General features: G+C 68.4%; 15 protein-coding genes. 8 read left to right on the forward strand and 7 right to left on the reverse strand.

Features of this window, described 5'->3' with window-relative positions; genetic code table 11:
- Positions 1 to 164: 164 nt before the first annotated feature.
- The 3 genes from ACFWXQ_RS06675 to ACFWXQ_RS06685 are packed head-to-tail and all read left to right on the forward strand — an operon-like array spanning position 165 to position 4502.
- The gene (locus tag ACFWXQ_RS06675) at positions 165 to 2927 is read left to right on the forward strand and encodes a polyketide synthase (RefSeq protein WP_386267800.1); all 2763 of its coding nucleotides are present in this window, start codon (positions 165 to 167) and stop codon (positions 2925 to 2927) included.
- Positions 2924 to 4102 carry an L-prolyl-[peptidyl-carrier protein] dehydrogenase gene (gene redW / locus ACFWXQ_RS06680; RefSeq protein WP_383945528.1) on the forward strand — a complete coding sequence of 393 codons (1179 nt, stop codon included), beginning with the start codon at positions 2924 to 2926 and terminating at the stop codon, positions 4100 to 4102. Before ACFWXQ_RS06675 ends, redW begins: the two co-directional genes overlap by 4 nt.
- A 49-nt stretch (positions 4103 to 4151) precedes the next feature.
- Positions 4152 to 4502, forward strand: a complete 351-nt coding sequence (locus ACFWXQ_RS06685) for a RedY protein (RefSeq protein ID WP_383945525.1) — start codon at positions 4152 to 4154, stop codon at positions 4500 to 4502.
- Positions 4503 to 4511: 9 nt separating this feature from the next.
- On the opposite strand, the gene ACFWXQ_RS06690 is transcribed toward ACFWXQ_RS06685, so the two are convergent.
- The 7 genes from ACFWXQ_RS06690 to ACFWXQ_RS06720 all read right to left on the reverse strand — a co-directional run bounded on the left by ACFWXQ_RS06690 (position 4512) and on the right by ACFWXQ_RS06720 (position 10808).
- The gene (locus tag ACFWXQ_RS06690; RefSeq protein ID WP_383945522.1) at positions 4512 to 5123 is read right to left on the reverse strand and encodes a DNA-binding response regulator; all 612 of its coding nucleotides are present in this window, start codon (positions 5121 to 5123) and stop codon (positions 4512 to 4514) included.
- A gap of 489 nt (positions 5124 to 5612) precedes the next feature.
- The gene (locus ACFWXQ_RS06695; RefSeq protein WP_383945519.1) at positions 5613 to 6857 is read right to left on the reverse strand and encodes a RedV protein; all 1245 of its coding nucleotides are present in this window, start codon (positions 6855 to 6857) and stop codon (positions 5613 to 5615) included.
- Between the two features lie 13 nt (positions 6858 to 6870).
- Positions 6871 to 7653, reverse strand: a complete 783-nt coding sequence (locus ACFWXQ_RS06700; protein ID WP_383945516.1) for a 4'-phosphopantetheinyl transferase family protein — start codon at positions 7651 to 7653, stop codon at positions 6871 to 6873.
- 8 nt (positions 7654 to 7661) lie between these two features.
- On the reverse strand, positions 7662 to 8552 hold the full coding sequence (locus ACFWXQ_RS06705) for a DUF6206 family protein (protein ID WP_383945513.1): 891 nt from the start codon (positions 8550 to 8552) through the stop codon (positions 7662 to 7664).
- Positions 8553 to 8562: 10 nt separating this feature from the next.
- Positions 8563 to 9006 (reverse strand): DUF6041 domain-containing protein, encoded by a 444-nt coding sequence (locus ACFWXQ_RS06710; protein ID WP_383945510.1) that lies wholly within the window; start codon positions 9004 to 9006, stop codon positions 8563 to 8565.
- A 75-nt stretch (positions 9007 to 9081) separates the two neighbouring features.
- Positions 9082 to 10320: a beta-ketoacyl-[acyl-carrier-protein] synthase family protein gene (locus ACFWXQ_RS06715; RefSeq protein ID WP_383945506.1), complete on the reverse strand. Its 1239-nt coding sequence runs from the start codon at positions 10318 to 10320 to the stop codon at positions 9082 to 9084.
- A complete protein-coding gene (locus tag ACFWXQ_RS06720; RefSeq protein WP_383945504.1) occupies positions 10317 to 10808 on the reverse strand; it encodes an acyl carrier protein in 492 nt (163 codons plus the stop codon). Before ACFWXQ_RS06720 ends, ACFWXQ_RS06715 begins: the two co-directional genes overlap by 4 nt.
- A 121-nt stretch (positions 10809 to 10929) precedes the next feature.
- Here ACFWXQ_RS06720 and ACFWXQ_RS06725 point away from each other — a divergent pair, with 121 nt between their 5' ends.
- The 5 genes from ACFWXQ_RS06725 to ACFWXQ_RS06745 all read left to right on the forward strand — a co-directional run bounded on the left by ACFWXQ_RS06725 (position 10930) and on the right by ACFWXQ_RS06745 (position 16107).
- The gene (locus ACFWXQ_RS06725) at positions 10930 to 11931 is read left to right on the forward strand and encodes a beta-ketoacyl-ACP synthase III (protein ID WP_383945501.1); all 1002 of its coding nucleotides are present in this window, start codon (positions 10930 to 10932) and stop codon (positions 11929 to 11931) included.
- 23 nt (positions 11932 to 11954) lie between these two features.
- Positions 11955 to 12203, forward strand: coding sequence for an acyl carrier protein (locus ACFWXQ_RS06730; protein WP_384089867.1), 249 nt, complete (start codon positions 11955 to 11957; stop codon positions 12201 to 12203).
- An 85-nt stretch (positions 12204 to 12288) separates the two neighbouring features.
- Positions 12289 to 12549 (forward strand): acyl carrier protein, encoded by a 261-nt coding sequence (locus ACFWXQ_RS06735; protein ID WP_200393626.1) that lies wholly within the window; start codon positions 12289 to 12291, stop codon positions 12547 to 12549.
- A complete protein-coding gene (locus tag ACFWXQ_RS06740; protein WP_383956217.1) occupies positions 12546 to 14447 on the forward strand; it encodes an aminotransferase class I/II-fold pyridoxal phosphate-dependent enzyme in 1902 nt (633 codons plus the stop codon). The genes ACFWXQ_RS06735 and ACFWXQ_RS06740 overlap by 4 nt, the downstream gene beginning before the upstream one ends.
- Positions 14448 to 14454: 7 nt before the next feature.
- Positions 14455 to 16107, forward strand: a complete 1653-nt coding sequence (locus tag ACFWXQ_RS06745; protein ID WP_383956219.1) for a D-alanine--poly(phosphoribitol) ligase — start codon at positions 14455 to 14457, stop codon at positions 16105 to 16107.
- Positions 16108 to 16109 lie beyond the last annotated feature (2 nt).

The following is a 16109-nucleotide window of genomic DNA, read 5'->3' on the forward strand; positions in this document are numbered from 1 at the left end:
ACGGCCAAGCCTTCCGGTCAATACGGCTACGCCTTCCGGGCAGAGCTGGTCTTCGTTTCTCCGATCGCACGGAATTTGCAACCGTTAGCCGGGAAAACCAGCAGGAGTGTCCAACTATCATGCGGTCCGATTCGGTCTTGGGGCGACGGGAGAACACCATTCCCATGGAGCCCGTGGCAATCGTGGGTATCGCGGCTCTCTACCCGGGAGTGCAAGGTCCCGAGGAATACTGGAACCTGCTGAGTGAGGAATTTCCGGATGCGGCACCGTCCCGTACTGTCCGCGGCCTCGATGACATAAAAGTCGATGTCGCCCGATTCGGAATCCCCCCTGCCCAGGCCGGGTCCATGGCCCGTATGCAGATCCTCATGCTCGAGGCTGCCCGGCAGTGCCTGGCGGACGCGGGGCACCCCGGGCGCCCTCTGCCGGTCGAGCGAACGGATGTCATCGCCGGCACCTGCTTCGGCCTGGACCGCCAGCACGCCAACGCGCTGCGCATCGAGGCAAGCCGCTTCGCCCGCGACGTCGAGCGTGCGGCTGTCTCGGTGGGTGCCGGCCCCGAACACGCGGGGCAGGCGGCCGAGGAGCTGCGGATGCTCCTGTCACGGCGCCTCCGTGGTTCTCCGCACGACCGGGTCGGGGAAATGGCGAGCACGATTCCGGCACGCATCGCGACAGCCTTCAAGTTCCACGGCAGGACGCTGACGATGGAATCGGCGGACACAACCTCGTACGTAGGTGTCGCACAAGCCGTCCAGAACCTCCGCGGCGAAGTGTCCGATGCGGTCCTAGTCGTCGCCGGCCAGCGCCGCGAGAGCCCACTCTTCGCCAGGGCTCTAGACGCCAAAGGACTCACCACCACGGTGAGCCGCCCTTTCGCGACCGACGGCCGCGGCTTCGAACTCGGCGAGGGAGTCGGCGCACTCCTGCTCAAGCGGCTGTCCACCGCCGTGAGCGACGGCGACCGGATCTACGCCACGATCCTCGACTGCTCGCTGCGTCACGACCCGCGCCCTGGTGCCTTCGACTATTCGCCGTCCGTCGCCCTTCGCCGCTCGACGGCCTCCGACTCACTGCGAGCCGCGGGCGTGCTCCCGGAGACGATCCAGTACGTCGAGTGCGTGGGGTCCGGTGTCGCGCTGGAGGTTCAAGCGGAACTGGACGCGCTTGCCGCGCTGCACGAGGGTGCTGCCGCCGGATCCGTGGCCGTGGGAAGTGTGAAGGACCGGCTGGGGCACACCTTCGCCAACGCGGGCCTTGCCGCGATCACCAAGGTCGCCCTCGCGTTGCACCGTCGCACGATTCCACCCCAGTGGCAGCCGGAGGGCGCATCGGCGTTCGAGCGCGCCGGCACTCCGCTTCGTCTGCCTGCCACCAACGAGCCGTGGCCGCCTGCCCTCGAAGGCCGCCCACGCCGTGCGGCAGTGCACGGCACCTCCTTCACCGGAACGTTCTGCCATCTCGTACTCGAAGAACATGAAGGGAATGACCGGCACGGGCACGGGTACGGGCGCGGTCACGGGCACAGTCCGGCACCGGACACCGAGCCGATTGCGGTGGTGGGGCTGGCCGGGTGGTTTGCGGACTCGCCCGACGCCGAGAGCTTCTGGCAAGCCATCCGCTCGGGAGTCAGCCGGATCGGTCCGGTCCCGGAGGCCGTGCTCGACCGGGACCTCTACTACGCTCCGGGCGCGCTGAGCCTCACCCACAGCTATACCGATCAGGGCGGTCACACAGCGGTACCGGACGCTCCCCCAGGCGGCCTGCGGATCGCCCCGCTGCGACACGCGTCCATGGACAGCGCGCAGCGCCTCGCCCTCTGCGTCGCCGCGCAACTCCTAGACGGCGGGGGCGCCTTGAGCGGACCCGGACTGATCGCTGTCGGCAGTAACCTGGGCCTGACCCGCGAACGCCGTGCCAACGCGGCGCTGTCCTTGCAGGATCTGGAGGACACGGTCGCTCACCTCACCGCTCTGGACGGCCTGACCCCGCTCCAGCGGAAGTCGCTCGTCACGTCGGTGCGCGAGCATGTGGAGTGCCCGGACGAAGCCATGCTGCCGGACCTGCTCGATGGCTGTCTGGCGAGTGGCATCGCTGCTCTCGTCGCCAACGAGTACGGGCTCGCCGCGGTGCCCGTCGCTGTGGAGGCGGCGTGTGCCTCCTCCCTCGCGGCGATCGATGTGGCAGTCGGAGCGCTCCGTTCCCGAACAGCCGACTTCGCGATCGCAGGGGGCGTCGAATTGGCGTGCAACGCCCGCGACATGGTCCTGTGCTCCGCGCTCGGCCTGCTGTCCCACAGCAGGAACGCGCCGTTCGACGCGGGCGCCGACGGCTTCACTCCAGGCGACGGTTGCGGCTTGTTCCTGCTCAAGCGCTACGGCGACGCCCGGCGCGACGGCGATGAGATCCTCGGTCTCCTGCGCGGCGTCGGAGCGTCGAACGACGCCAAGTCGCTGATCGCACCCGATGCCGAGGGACAGGCACGAGCGATGGAACGAGCCTTCGCCCAGGTCGACTTCACCCCCTCGGCAGTCGACTACCTGGAGGCCCACGGCACCGGCACCAAGGTGGGAGACCGAGTGGAGATCGCCGCTGTCGCAAAGGTCTACGGCGGCGCACGGCGCACCCGACCGCTGGAGATCGGATCGGCGAAGTCGTTCTACGGCCACACCTTCGCCGCCGCGGGAAGCGCCGGCCTCCTGCGGACGCTTCTGGCGATACGAGAGCGAACACTCCCGCCCAACACCAACCTGGCCACGCTCAATCCGGCGCTCGATCTGGCCGCCATCCCCGCCACGGTCTCGACCGAACCCTCCCCCTGGGTGCCTCAGCCCGGTCAGCCCAGGCGTGCGGGCGTGAGTTCGTTCGGCACGGGCGGCATCAACTATCACGTGCTCGTCGAGGAACACACGGACGGATCACGATGAACTTCGCATTCGACCCGGACGTCGAAGAGATGCGCACCATGATCGTGGCGTTCGCCCGGCGCGAGCTGGACGGCCGGCCCGAGCAGCCCGACACGGCCTTCGACCCCCACGAGTTCCGCAGGCGCTGGATGCTCGCGGGCAAACAGGGTGTGGTGGGTGGCGTCGTGCCTCTCGAATACGGGGGCAGTGGCCTGGACGCGGTCGCCGCCTCAGCGGTCATGGAAGCGCTCGGATACGGCTGCTCCGACACCGGCTTCGCCTTCTCCGTCGCCGCGCACCTGTTCGCCTCCCTGATGCCGATCGTCGAGTTCGGCACGGAGGAGCAGAAGCGGCGTCTGCTGCCGGCGCTCTGCTCCGGAGAGCGCATCGCAGCACATGCGATCACCGAACCCGAGGCGGGTTCGGATGCGCTGAACCTGCGCACTCGTGCCGAGTTCCGGGGTGACCACTATGTGCTCCACGGCAGCAAGTGCTTCACCACGAACGCGCCGGTGGCCGATGTCTTCGTCGTACAGGCGGCGACCGAGCCGGGTGGTGGCTACTTCGGCCTGACCGCCTTCGTCGTCGAGGCCGGCACCCCGGGGCTCAGCGTGGGCCCGCCTCTCAACAAGGTCGGTCTCAGAGGCTCCCCGACGGCCGACGTCCACTTCGACGGATGTGTGGTGCCCGTGGCCGATGTTCTCGGAGCCGAGGGCACGGGGGCCGGCGTGTTCTCCTCGTCCATGAAGTGGGAGCGCACGTGTCTCTTCGCGGCTTACCTCGGTGCCATGCAGCGCGTCCTGGAGTCCACGATCGACTACGCCGGAGAACGCGAACAGTTCGGCGCACCGATCGGCAGTTTCCAGGCAGTCAGCCACCGCCTGGTCGACATGACGCTGCGCCTGGAATCCGCCCGGCTCGTGCTGTACAAGGCCGCATGGGGGCTGGCACGGGGTGACGAGGACGACGTGGCACCCGCGCTGGCGAAACTGGCCGTCAGCGAGGCAGCCGTCCAGGTGGGCCTCGACGCGATACAGCTGCGTGGTGCACTCGGCATCGTCGAGGGAGAGGCCGAGACCCTGTTGCGCGACGCGCTTCCCTCGCGGGTCTTCTCCGGGACGAACGAGATCCAGAAGAACAACATCGCCCGGGCGCTGGGCCTGAGCGGGAACCGCCGCCGGGCCGGGCGTCGCTGACACGTCCGGTCGGCCCCCTCAACGAGACCAATCCGGAGTGGAGTACGCCATGACGATCATCATTCACCGTATCCGTCTGCATGACGGTGTGACGCCCGTCCGCTTCGAGACATGGGTGCGGGACGTCGACTACGCCACGTGTCCCGAACTGCCGAGTGTCGTGTCATTCAGCGTCCAGCGGGTTGCCGAGCCGGCGGCGCCGAAGCACACAGGTGCCGAGGAAACCGCCGGCGAAGAGACCTTCCACTACGTCGAAATGATCGAAGTAACCAGTCTTGAGGACTTCGAGCGCGACATGCTGAATCCTCCATTCCGAAAGCTGGTCTCCGACTTCGACCAGATGGCCAAGGTCGTCGACGAGACGGTGGGAGAACGTATCGGAGACGGTTATCGCGCGTGAATTTCCGACCTAGGTCGAGTTTGAATTCTGTTCAATGGCTGAAATGAGTCCCGTCTCATAGGCGACGGCCACGGCCTGGGCACGACTGCCGACACCCAGCTTCCGCAGCAAGTGGTGAACGTGAGATCGGACCGTCGCCGCGGAAACCGAGAGTTTCAGGGCTATCTCCGCGTTGGACTTCCCCTGGGTGAGCAGGGCGATCACCTCGGCTTCCCGCGGTGTCAGAGTGTGGACGACGCTCGCGGCGAGGCCGGAGGCCTGCCGGAGCGGCAGACGGTCGAAGCTCCCCCGGGCCGCCTCGGGGATGACCATCGCACTGCCCGCACTGACGGTCCTCAGGATATGGACCAGCTCTTCGGCGGAGGTGTCGGGCGCGAGGACCGCCCGCACGCCGAGACGGAGAGCCTCGATCGAGCGGCAGGCACTCTCGGCCTTGGCGATATGGACGACCTTGGCCAATGCGGCGAGAGCAGTCAGCTCGCGCCTGTTCTCGATGGTCAGCGCGGGGGCCATGACAACGATCACGTCAGGCAACAAGTCCGCGGCGGCGGCCTGGGATTCCCGCCCGGTCGTGTAGCCGATGACATCGATGTCCGGTTGCTGGTCGAGCAGAGCCCGCATGCCGGCTCCCACTATCGACTCCTCGCAGCACACCAGTACGCGAATACTCACCCCGCACCACCGTCCCGTACGGAATGGCATGCCCGAGGAGTTGACCATTCAACTCTCTGGCGTGAGTGCCCGGACTTCCCCCCGAGGACGCTCACCGCACGATAGCCGGATAGGCCGCCCGTGCGATCCGTTGGGTGCCACTGACTTCTTTTCTCCGACAGCAGTGCAAGGCTCGTTCCTCCCCGGATATTGACGCGACCCTGCGCATTCCAGACGACCCTCAACACTTTTCGGCCACCGACCCCGTTCACAACTTATCAATCACGCAACATTCGGGCCGAGCAACAGGTCCAGACTAACACGCAGGACGCACTCCACTACCCTTTGAGTCCGTCCGAGGATTTACCCCCGAGTAACCCGTTGCCCTATCTGTCCAGAATAGGCCGCGTCACTCGGGCAACGATTGGGAGAATTCAGCAAGAAGCTTTGAACGGCGTGTCAGATCACCCGCACCCCGCGGGCGTCGATCCGCCGCCGCGGCGACCGGGGGAATTGCGTGAGTGGACGCCCCAGCCGGCTCACGAAGAAGGTCCGTCCGGTCAGTCCGAGCCGGTCCTGCAGCTCCGTCCGTACATCGTCGTGCTGCAGGACGACGCTGACCGGGTGCAGGGCAAGCCCGGCCTCCGTGGCGCGCATCCAGTATTCGGCCAGGTGCGCTCCACCACGGACAGTGGCTTCGAGGCCGGGAGCCGTTTCGGCGAGACTCATGGCGACGATGGCGGGCGTCGACCGTACGACGAGGGCGAGTTGGCGGGCGAGCAGGCGTGGATATCCCGCATGCCGGAGCACGCGCATCGTCGTGGGAGCGAGTGCGGCACGCAGGATGTGCCGACGCGGCCCCGACATCGGCCCGAACAGTTGATCGAGGGCGAAGCCGTCACCGCGTGCCGCGGCCTCGGCCTCGTCCCGGCGCAGAAAGGAATGCGTTTCACGCCAGGCCCGCTGATGGCTGAAGTCACGCCCGCCGTGACGGGCCACGAGATCGGCGAAGGCCGCGCGCTCGCCGTCGGTCACGAGATGCCGGACGGTGACGTCCGCGCCCTCTGCGGCGCCGGCCGACGGGGCGCAGAGGCCGGCCAGAACAGAGGGATCGAGCCCTTCGGAGCGATAGGGTCCCCGGTTGGTCCGTCGAGCCAGTGCGGTGTCCCGGAGTTCGGCGAGACGACCGGAGGACTCGTCCGTGCGGCGCAGCCGGACGGCGCACAGAGGTGACCACAACGGAGGCCAGGCGTCACCGAGTGGCCGACCCGCGCTCGGGATCCCGCTCGTGCGCTCGTCGGAGAGTGGGTCGAAGAAGCGGATGAGGTCCGTCGACCAGCCCTGAAGAGCCAAGGAACGCAACAGGATCTGCAGATACGCGCCGCAGCTGATCAGCATCTCGACGGCGTGCGCCGGAAGCGACGTCAGCCGACGCTCCCGGTCGAGGGCCAGGATGACGTACTCATCCGTTGCGGACTCATCGGTGCCGCTTTCGCGGGAGGCGCCGTCGAGGGCCTCGCCGACAAGCAGGGCCACAGCCTGACGGGCACTACGGCTGGTGGGCCATGCGACGCCCCAGGGCTGACAGTTGTGGGACGACGGGCTGAGCGCGGCGACGTCGGCCGCTTCGTGCAGCGCGTGCTCGAAGGACGATCGGCGTTCCGCGGAAGACGTACGAGGTGTCGGTGCCTGCGGGCTGGTCACAGTACTGGGCTCCCTACTGCCACACGAGGGCCAGGGCGTATCCGTCGACGGCCCTGGCCCAACTGTCGAGACGAGTGCTGTCGGCAGCGGGCGCATGACGGCGAAGCTCCGGTCCCGCGCGCCAGGCGAACCGGCCGTCGGGCCACCACTTGGTCAGCTGCACCTCGCGGCTGTCGACACGCAGGCCGAACCCGAAGTACTTGAGGACCGCCTCCTTGCAGGCCCATCGCAGTGACAGCGGCATGGCGCCCACGCTCCCGAACTCGGGGCCCGCCGGCGCTTCTGGAGGCTGCGTGAGCAGTTCGGCGAGCAGCGGCGGCAGTTGGCGGCTGCGTTCGAGGTCGATACCGACGGCGCGCGGCCCGCAGGCGGCGACGGCGAAGTCCGCGGAGTGGGACAGGCCGACCTCGACACGGGCGTTGACGGTGGGTTTTCCGGCGCGGAGTCCGTCCGGGACCGCCCCGACCGTGATGTCGCGAGGCCGCACCGAAGTGCCGACGTGCCGCCGCTGGTAGGCGCACACGCTGTGCTTGATGGCCAGGCGGCCGGCCAGCCATTCCAAACGCCGCTTGCGCAGGTGCAGTTGTGCTGCCTGGTCCATCTCGTCGGCGCTGAGATGCCGGGCACGGATCGCCGCCCGGTCCGCCTCGTCGCGTCCACGCAGCCAGGCGATCGACACCACGGCGATCGTCAGGGGCCCACGGGCATGGCTGACGTACAGCGGACGCGAGGGATCGAGCGCCAGGATCTCGTCGAGCCCGCGCGCCGGCACACGGTCCTGCGCGGTGATCGTCATGTCGGCCTTCAGCGATCCACGCGCGGGGGCAGCAGGAACGGGTAGGTTCGGCGCTTGATCCTCTTGTGCCAGAAACGGTCGGCCTGGCGCAGGCGCTGGATGAGCTCCCACATCCGGGCGTCCGCGCGGTAGTACGCGGCGACCTCCTCCGCGGTGATCGGTTCCACCAGGCGGGCGTTGGCCTGGTCCAAGAACGCCGGGACGAGGGTGTGGAGCCGCTCCTTGTGCAGGTTGCCGAGGAAGTCCAGCAGGACGCCGCGGGTCTCGTAGAACTTGTCGAAGATCGACCCGCTCATCGAGATGCGGACGGCATCGCGGAGGATCCAGGGAAGTGAGGAGAAGAAGAGCCGGACATCCAGTCGTTCCCGGCCGCGGGCGTCCCGCATGAGGGGGGTCGTGACGTCGAGATACACCAACTCGCCACCGACATCGACCCAGTTGGCGGCCTGTGCGTCCAGGCCGAGAGCCGGCTGTACGGCGCGATCGACCTGGTCGAGGAAGCGGGCGAAGAAGTCCTTGGCCCAGATCTCGTCCTCGGTGTGCAGGAGCCTGGAGCACAGCCGATGTGGTGGCAGCTCACGCTGGACGCAGTAGGCGGTGACGCGTCCCGACGGCAGGCGCGTGTGCCACAGCTCTGTGCCGGCGACGTTGAGACCGCTGTCCGTGAGCCTCCTCAGATACTCGTCGAGGCCTTTCTCGTACCGCTCGAAGCGGCCGCGGTCGGGGAACACCGGCAGACGCTTGCACGCGAACGTCTCCTCACCGGCCCGAAGCCTCAGTACCAGGGTCACTTCGCCGTACCCGAGCACATCGAGTGCCCTGCCGTCCGTGGTCCTGAGGGCGTCCTGGACCTGTTCTTCGAGGTGTGCGAGCTCGGCGTGGGGAACGGTGAAGGACATGGCATCGCCCTTAGCTCTGGTTGTCCGTCCCGGCAGGCGTGGTTGCCGTGGCAGGAGGAGAGGATGTGCGGCTGTGCACTACGAGGAGGTGGATACCTGCGGCGAAGAACGCGGCGTCGAGTACGAGGATCTGCGGCACGCTGCTGACGAGGACGACGACGAAGCAGACCAGCATGAGCAGTTGGCCGTAGAGCGCGCTGACGACCGGGCCCCGGTTGCGGATGAGTACCGCACCGCTGACGACCATCGCCGCCGCGACGAACACGGTGACCCCCATGGGGTACTTGGCCAGCCATTCGGTGAAGGGTCCGATGACCGCGGTGCCGTCGTTGGCGTCCGCGGCGTCGTCCAGGCGCTCTTCGACCGACTCGATCTGAGGGAAGAACTTGCCGATGCCGGCGATGATGTAGAGGACGCCGACCGTGCGCTGGAGGATCAGGTTTCGTCTGGTCACGTGTCGGAGTCTTCCGGTGTCGCGGCCGGGTAGCCGGGGCTTTTTCGGACAGGAGCCGTTGGCGCGTACGGTGACTCAGGCGGCCGTGATGACCAGGACCGCGTTCTGACCGCCGAAGCCGAACGAGTTGCTCACCGCGACACCCACCTTCTGCTCTCGTGGGGATCCGGCGACGATGTCCAACTCGATCTCGGCGTCCTGCCGTTCGAGGTTGGCGGTCGGGGGTACCGTGCCGTGCTCGACGGTCAGCACGGTCAGCACGGCTTCGATCGCGCCGGCCGCTCCCAGGGTGTGGCCGGTCACCCCCTTGGTGGATGTGACCACGGCGCCTTCGCCGAGGAGTTTGCGCAGTGCTCCGGCCTCCGCCGCGTCGTTGAGCGGTGTCGAGGTGCCGTGCGCGTTGACGTGGTCGACCTCGTCGGGCATGACCCCCGCTCCCGCCAGGGCAGTACGCAGGGCCTGCAGGACGCCGACGCCCTCCGGATCCGGGGCGGTCATCTGGTAGGCATCGGCGGAGGCTCCGTACCCGGCGATCTTTGCCCTGACCGTCGCCCGGCGGGCACGGGCGTCCGCCTCACGTTCGAGGACGAGCATGCCGCTGCCCTCGCCGATGACGAACCCGTCCCGGTCCGCGTCGAACGGGCGGGACGCGGCGGACGGTTCGTCGAGTCTCCTGGAGAGCGCGCCCATCTGGGCGAAGCCCGTCACCATGAGCGGGCTGACCCCGGCCTCGGCGCCACCGGCGACAACCACGTCACAGCTTCCGTCGCGCAGCAGCTGCATGGCCGTGCCGATCGCCGTGGCGCCGGATGCGCAGGCCGTCGCCGTGACGAGGTTCGGGCCCGTGGCGTGCAGGTCCATCGCCAGGTGGCCGGCGACCATGTTGGGCACCAGCATCGGGATCAGCAGGGCGGACACCGCTTCCGGTCCCTTCTCCAGCATCCGCCTGTGCTGGGCCTCCCATGTCGCCACACCGCCGAGGCCGCATCCGACGACGACCCCGACGCGAGCGCCGTCCCAGTTCCGCGGATCCAGGCCGGCGTCGGCGACCGCCTCACGTGCCGCGGTGATACCGAGCTGGGTGAAGCGGTCGTGCGCCAGGGAGCTGCGTCTGCCCACGTGTTCGCGGGCCGAGAAGCCGGGCACGGTGCAGGAGATGTCCACGGGAAGCCCGGCCAGCAGCGGGTTTCGGGCCGCCGTGGACCGACCTTCACACACGCCCTTCCAGGTGGCGTCCACGCCGATGCCGGCGGAAGTGACCAGACCGACACCGGTCACTGCGATGTCCGGCGACGGCGATACGTGCGTGGTCATGCTGAGGCCTCGGCGGACGCGAGGCGCTCGATCAGGTCGGCGACGGCTGTGATCGTGTCCCCGGGAGACGCGGCGTCGTCACTGACGTCCACACCGAGCTCGGACTGGATCACCAGGAGCAGTTCCACGAGGAACAGCGAGTCCATGTCGAGGTCCTCGAACGTGGTGCCGGCGCTGATCTCCGCACGGTCCACCTCGAATCGGTCGACCAGAAGATCGACCAGCCTGCCGTACATCACGCTCATGAGACGCGCCCTGCCCTTCCTGCCGCATGACCTGGCTCGACAGCCGCGCACGGTCGAACGTGCGCCGGTGTCCCGGCCGTTCGTCGACGTCGAGTGTGCGTGCTCGGACTGACCGCGCACTGACCGATGACTGACGGCACGCTGACCGGGCGCGGTGCCCGGATGCACGGGCGGTGGCACCTCGGAATCCGCGATCAGGGAGCCGTCGGTGAACCGCACCCACTCGTGTGCCGCGTCAGCCATCGGTCAGTGCCTGGTCAGTCATCGGTCAGTGCCTCGGGCCAGACTCGGCCCGGACATCACCTTTGGTCCACCGGGAGACGAGGAGCACCAGCGTGGTTGCACGTCGTCGGGACCATGTCCGATGAGCCGGGCCGCCGTGTTGACCGGAATCGGCAGCTGCCTGCCGCCCAGGGCCGTGTCGAACGCCGAACTGGCCGCCGGGCTCGGCAGTACCGACGAATGGATCCGGTCGCGCACAGGTATCGAGCAGCGGTACTTCGCGGAGCCGGGGACGGCGACCTCCGATCTGGCCGTCGGGGCCGGCGAGAAGGCCCTCAAGAGCGCGGGGTTCTCCGCCGTGGACATGGTGCTCGTCGCCACGACCACGCCTGACCGCCCCTGTCCGGCGACCGCGCCGACGGTGGCCGCGCGGCTCGGGATGAGGGGAACCGCCGCCTACGACGTGTCCGCCGTCTGCACCGGATTCGTCTACGGGCTGGCGACCGCGGCGGGGCTCATATCCGCCCGGGTCGCCGACCGGGTGCTGGTGATCGGCGCGGAGACCTTCTCCACCCTGCTCAATCCCGAGGACCGGTCCACCGCCGTGATCTTCGGAGACGGCGCCGGTGCCGTCGTACTGCGCTCGGGCGATCCGCAGGAGCCCGGCGCGCTCGGCCCGTTCGACCTGGGGAGCGACGGAACGGGCGAGGACCTGATCAGCGTGCCGGCGGGCGGCTCGCGCCAGCGCCTGTCCGGAGCGGATCCCGCCGCCGACGACCGGTACTTCGCGATGTCGGGCAAGGAGGTCTTCCGGCATGCGGTGCAGCGGATGACCGGATCGGCCCGCACGGTCCTCGCGCGAGCGGACTGGGGTGCGCAGGACATCGACCATCTGGTGAGTCATCAGGCCAACCTCCGGATCACCCACCACGTCGCCGACGGCCTCCGGATCCCCAGGGACCGCTGCGTCAGCAACATCGCCGAGGTCGGCAACACGGCGGCCGCCTCCATCCCTCTCGCGCTCGACCAGGCACATACGGAGGGCGAGTTGAGGCCGGGTGGACGGCTGCTGCTCACGGCGTTCGGCGGCGGGCTCACATGGGGGTCGGCGGTACTGACGTGGCCGGAACTGGACCGTTTCTGAGCACAGGGGAAGGAGCGCACGACATGAGCGTGATGTACGGCAGGCTGGTCGATCTTCTGGTCGACCGATTCGAGGTGGACCGTGCGGAGATCAGCGCCGGCACCACGTTCGAGGACCTCGACATGGACTCGCTGTTCCTCGTGGAACTGCTCCTGGTGATCCAGTCCGAGCTCGGTGTGGACGTGAGTGACGACGCCGCGTCTCCCGGGGACACGATCACAGCCGTCGCCGACCTGATCGAGCGCCTCGCGTCCGCCGAGGCCTCAGCATGACCACGCCTGCCGCGCGCACGGCCGCCATCGTCGCCACGGGGCCGTAGTCAGGCCGGAGTCCGCCGAAATCGAGCCGAGGACGACCATGAGCACCCAGCAGTCAATCATCAACTACATCGCCGACGTCTGGCTCGACGGTGACGCGGACGGGCTCGACGCGCACGTCCCCATCGCCGATCTCAACATCATCGATTCGGCCGAGATCTTCGACCTCGTGCACTACCTGCAGAACGACTTCCGGATCACTGTTCCGCTGCGGGAGATCGCTCCTGCCAACTTCCGGACGGTGGACACGATCGCAGCACTCGTCGAACGGCTGCAGCGAGAGGGAGACAGCGTCCGATGACGCACATCATGGGGAACCGGCAGGAGAACACCGGCGTCCATCGGCAGGTTCTCGACATCATCGCCTCGCGGACCCTGTACGACGAGTCCTACCTCCTGCCCGACAGCCACTTCGAGGCGGAGCTCGGCATCGACTCGGTCATCTTCGAGTCGATCCTGGCCTCGGTGAGGGAGCAGTTCTCCCTGGCAACGCAGCTGCCGCCCGACCTCGCCACGATCGGCGATCTCGTCCGTGCGGTCGAGCAGGCACTCGGCCAGGCCGGCGCCGCGCCCTCCCCGACGGAGACGGGGGCCGTCACGGCTTCCGAAGGTGACGATCCGCTCCTCGACGCGGTCGTCACGATGACCATGCGGCACACCCAGTACGAACGCGATCAACTGGCTCTCGGCGCCGACTTCGAGAGCGAACTCGGCATCGACTCCGTGCTCCTGGCCTCGATCGTGGCGGACTCCGCCCGGGAGCTCGGCCTTCCCAGCACGCTGGCGGGCACCGTCACCGCGGCGTCCGTGCGCGAACTCGTCGCGGCACTGCGTCCGTTCTACAACGGCACGCAGCCCGCGGACCAGGCCTTTCACGGCGACCGGCCACCCAGTGTCGGCACGGTCGCGGACGAGGCGCCCGAGCAGTGGAGCTCGGCCTGGGACGGCCGCTCGATGAAGAACTTCGTGGAGGAGCGCGACGGCGACCTGTTCGCCAAGGCCCGCAGCTTCGGCACGTACCTGCGGCGACGCGAGGCCGACCGGCTCTACTGGTACGGCATGCCCCTGCACTCCCGCTGCTCGAACCGGGCCGTCATCTTCGACGAGACAGAGGGCCGCACACGCGAGTTCCTCATGTTCGCGTCCAACAACTACCTCGGTCTCGCCAACCATCCCAAGGTGATCGAGGCCGTCTGCGACGCCACGCGCCAGTACGGAGCCACGCACACCGGCTCCCGGTTCATCGGCGGGACCAACATGCTCCACAAGGAACTGGAGCGGCGTCTCGCGGCCTTCAAGCAGCGGCCGGCCTGCATCGTCTACCCCGGTGGATACGCCGCGAACATCGGTGCGATCTCCGCCCTGGTCAAGAGCTACGACACCCTGGTCGTCGACAAGCTCAACCACATGAGCATCGTGGACGGCGCCCGGCTCTCCGGCGGCACCCGCAAGATCTACCAGCACAACGACATGGCCGACCTGGAGCGCATCCTGAAGCGCTCCGACGACACGTCCGGAGGCAAACTGATCGTCGCCGACGGTGTGTTCAGCATGCACGGCGACATCTGCGACCTCCCCGAGATCGTCCGCCTGGCGAAGGAGTACGGCGCCCGGATCATGATCGACGACGCCCACTCCACCGGCGTGCTCGGCCGGCGGGGTTCCGGCACCGCCGAGCACTTCGGGCTCAAGGGCGAGGTCGACCTCGAACTCGGAACGATGAGCAAGGCCCTGGCGGGCATGGGCGGCTTCGTCGTCGGCGAGGAGGAGGTCGTCGAGTACCTCCGCTACTACTCGAACTCGTACGTGTTCGCCGCGAACATCCCCGCGGGCGTTGCCGCCGGGCTGATCGCGTCGATCGACGTCATCGAGGCGGAGCCCGAGCGGATCGCGGATCTGTGGTCCAACATCCGGCTGCTGCACAGCCAGTTGGCGGACGCCGGCTTCGACCTGGAGAACACCCGGAGCGCCATCCTGCCCATCGTCATCGGCGACGAGCGCAAGACGATGGAGATGGGGCGCGCGGTCCGCGCCAGGGGGCTCTTCTGCCAGACGGTCGTCTTCCCGGGCGTGCCGCTCGGCGACGCGCGCCTGCGTGTCAGCGTCACCTCGGAGCACACACGGGACGATCTGGAGACCGCCGCGGGCATCTTCGTCGAGGCCGGCCGTGAGGTCGGTGTCCTGCCGTCGGCGGGGTGAGGCGACGATGACGGGAACAGCCATACCCCGGACGACGCACGAGTCCGACCTGTCGCTGATCCGGCTGCAACGGCCGCTCTCCCAGGAGCAGGCGGCCCGTCCGGCCCTCGTCGGCGCGGTAACCATCACGTACGCCGAGCTGGAGGCGGACGTCACCGCCATCGCCTCCGGTCTGCTGGGGCTGGGTGCGGCGATCGGTGACCGGGTGGCGGTCTGGATGGACAAGCAGCCGCTCTATGCCGAGGCGATTCTCGCGACGCTGCAGGCCGGTTGCGCCTACGTCCCGCTCGACGGAGGACAGCCGTCCGCGCGAGTGGAGAGCATCCTTGCGGACTGCGAACCCGTGGTGCTCTTCACCGACCGCCGTCACCTGGAGCTGCTCGCGGACCGCGAACTGCCCTCTTCGCTCCGGGCGATCGTCGTGGCCGACGGTGCCGGCCAGGAACCGAACAGTGCTGCGACCGAGCCCGACGGCAGGCCGACAACACCCGTCCGGCCGTGGACCGGCTTCGCCACGGGTGCGGCGGAACGCGTCGGGCTCCTGCCTCAGCCGGAACGGGACGATCTCGCCGCGATCCTCTACACCTCCGGGTCGACAGGCACGCCGAAAGGGGTGCGGATCTCCTATCGGAATCTGGCGAACTTCATCCGCTGGGCCCGCACCGAGCTGACCGTGGGCCCGGAGGACGTGTTCGCCAACCACGCCTCGTTCAACTTCGACCTGTCGACCTTCGACCTGTTCACCGCGCTGTCGGTGGGCGCCCGCGTCTGGATCGTCGCCGACGACCAGGCCCGCGACGTGACGGCGCTCGCCACGGGCATCCGTGAGCACGGGGTCACGGTGTGGTACTCCGTGCCCTCCGTGCTGAAACTCCTGACGGCCTCGGGAGCACTCACCGCCGACACCGCGCGCACGCTGCGGTACGTCCTCTTCGCCGGCGAGGTCTTCCCCATCGGGCAACTGCGCGCGCTGGCAGCCCGGCTGCCCGAAGGGACGGAGCTGTACAACCTCTACGGCCCCACCGAGACCAACGTCTGCACCTATCACCGGGTCCGCCCTGCAGACCTGACGCGCGACGAACCCGTACCCATCGGCACACCGTTACCCGGTGCCCGTGTGTCCGTCGTCGACGGGGACGGACGCACTCTGGAGGGGCCCGACGCATTCGGCGAGTTGATCGTGGAGGGGGACTGCGTCACTCCCGGCTACTGGCGACGTGAGTCGCAATCAGCCGCGGCCGGACACGGGAAGGGCCGCCACGCCACCGGCGACCTGGTGAGCTACGAGGGCGACAGCCTCGTCTACCGCGGGCGCAAGGACCGGATGGTCAAACTCTCCGGCTACCGCGTCGAGTTGGGCGAGATCGAAGCCGCCGCACTGAGGCATGCGGACATCTCCTCCGTGGCCGTCGTGGTCGACACACAGGGCGCCGAACCCCGGATCGCCCTCTACTACACCCTCCGTACGGGTGCCCGCAGGCCGAACCTCATCGAGATCAAGCGGCACTGCGCACAGCACCTGCCCCGGTACATGCTGCCGCACTCGGCCACCTGCCTCGAGGAGCTCCCGCACAACGCCAACGGCAAGACCGACTACCACCACCTGAGCAGCGGGCCGACCGGTTCCGTCCGACGCTCACAGGCCCTGCCCGGCAAGTGACG

Source organism: Streptomyces sp. NPDC058697, assembly GCF_042715345.1.
In the GTDB taxonomy this organism is placed as follows: domain Bacteria; phylum Actinomycetota; class Actinomycetes; order Streptomycetales; family Streptomycetaceae; genus Streptomyces; species Streptomyces liliifuscus.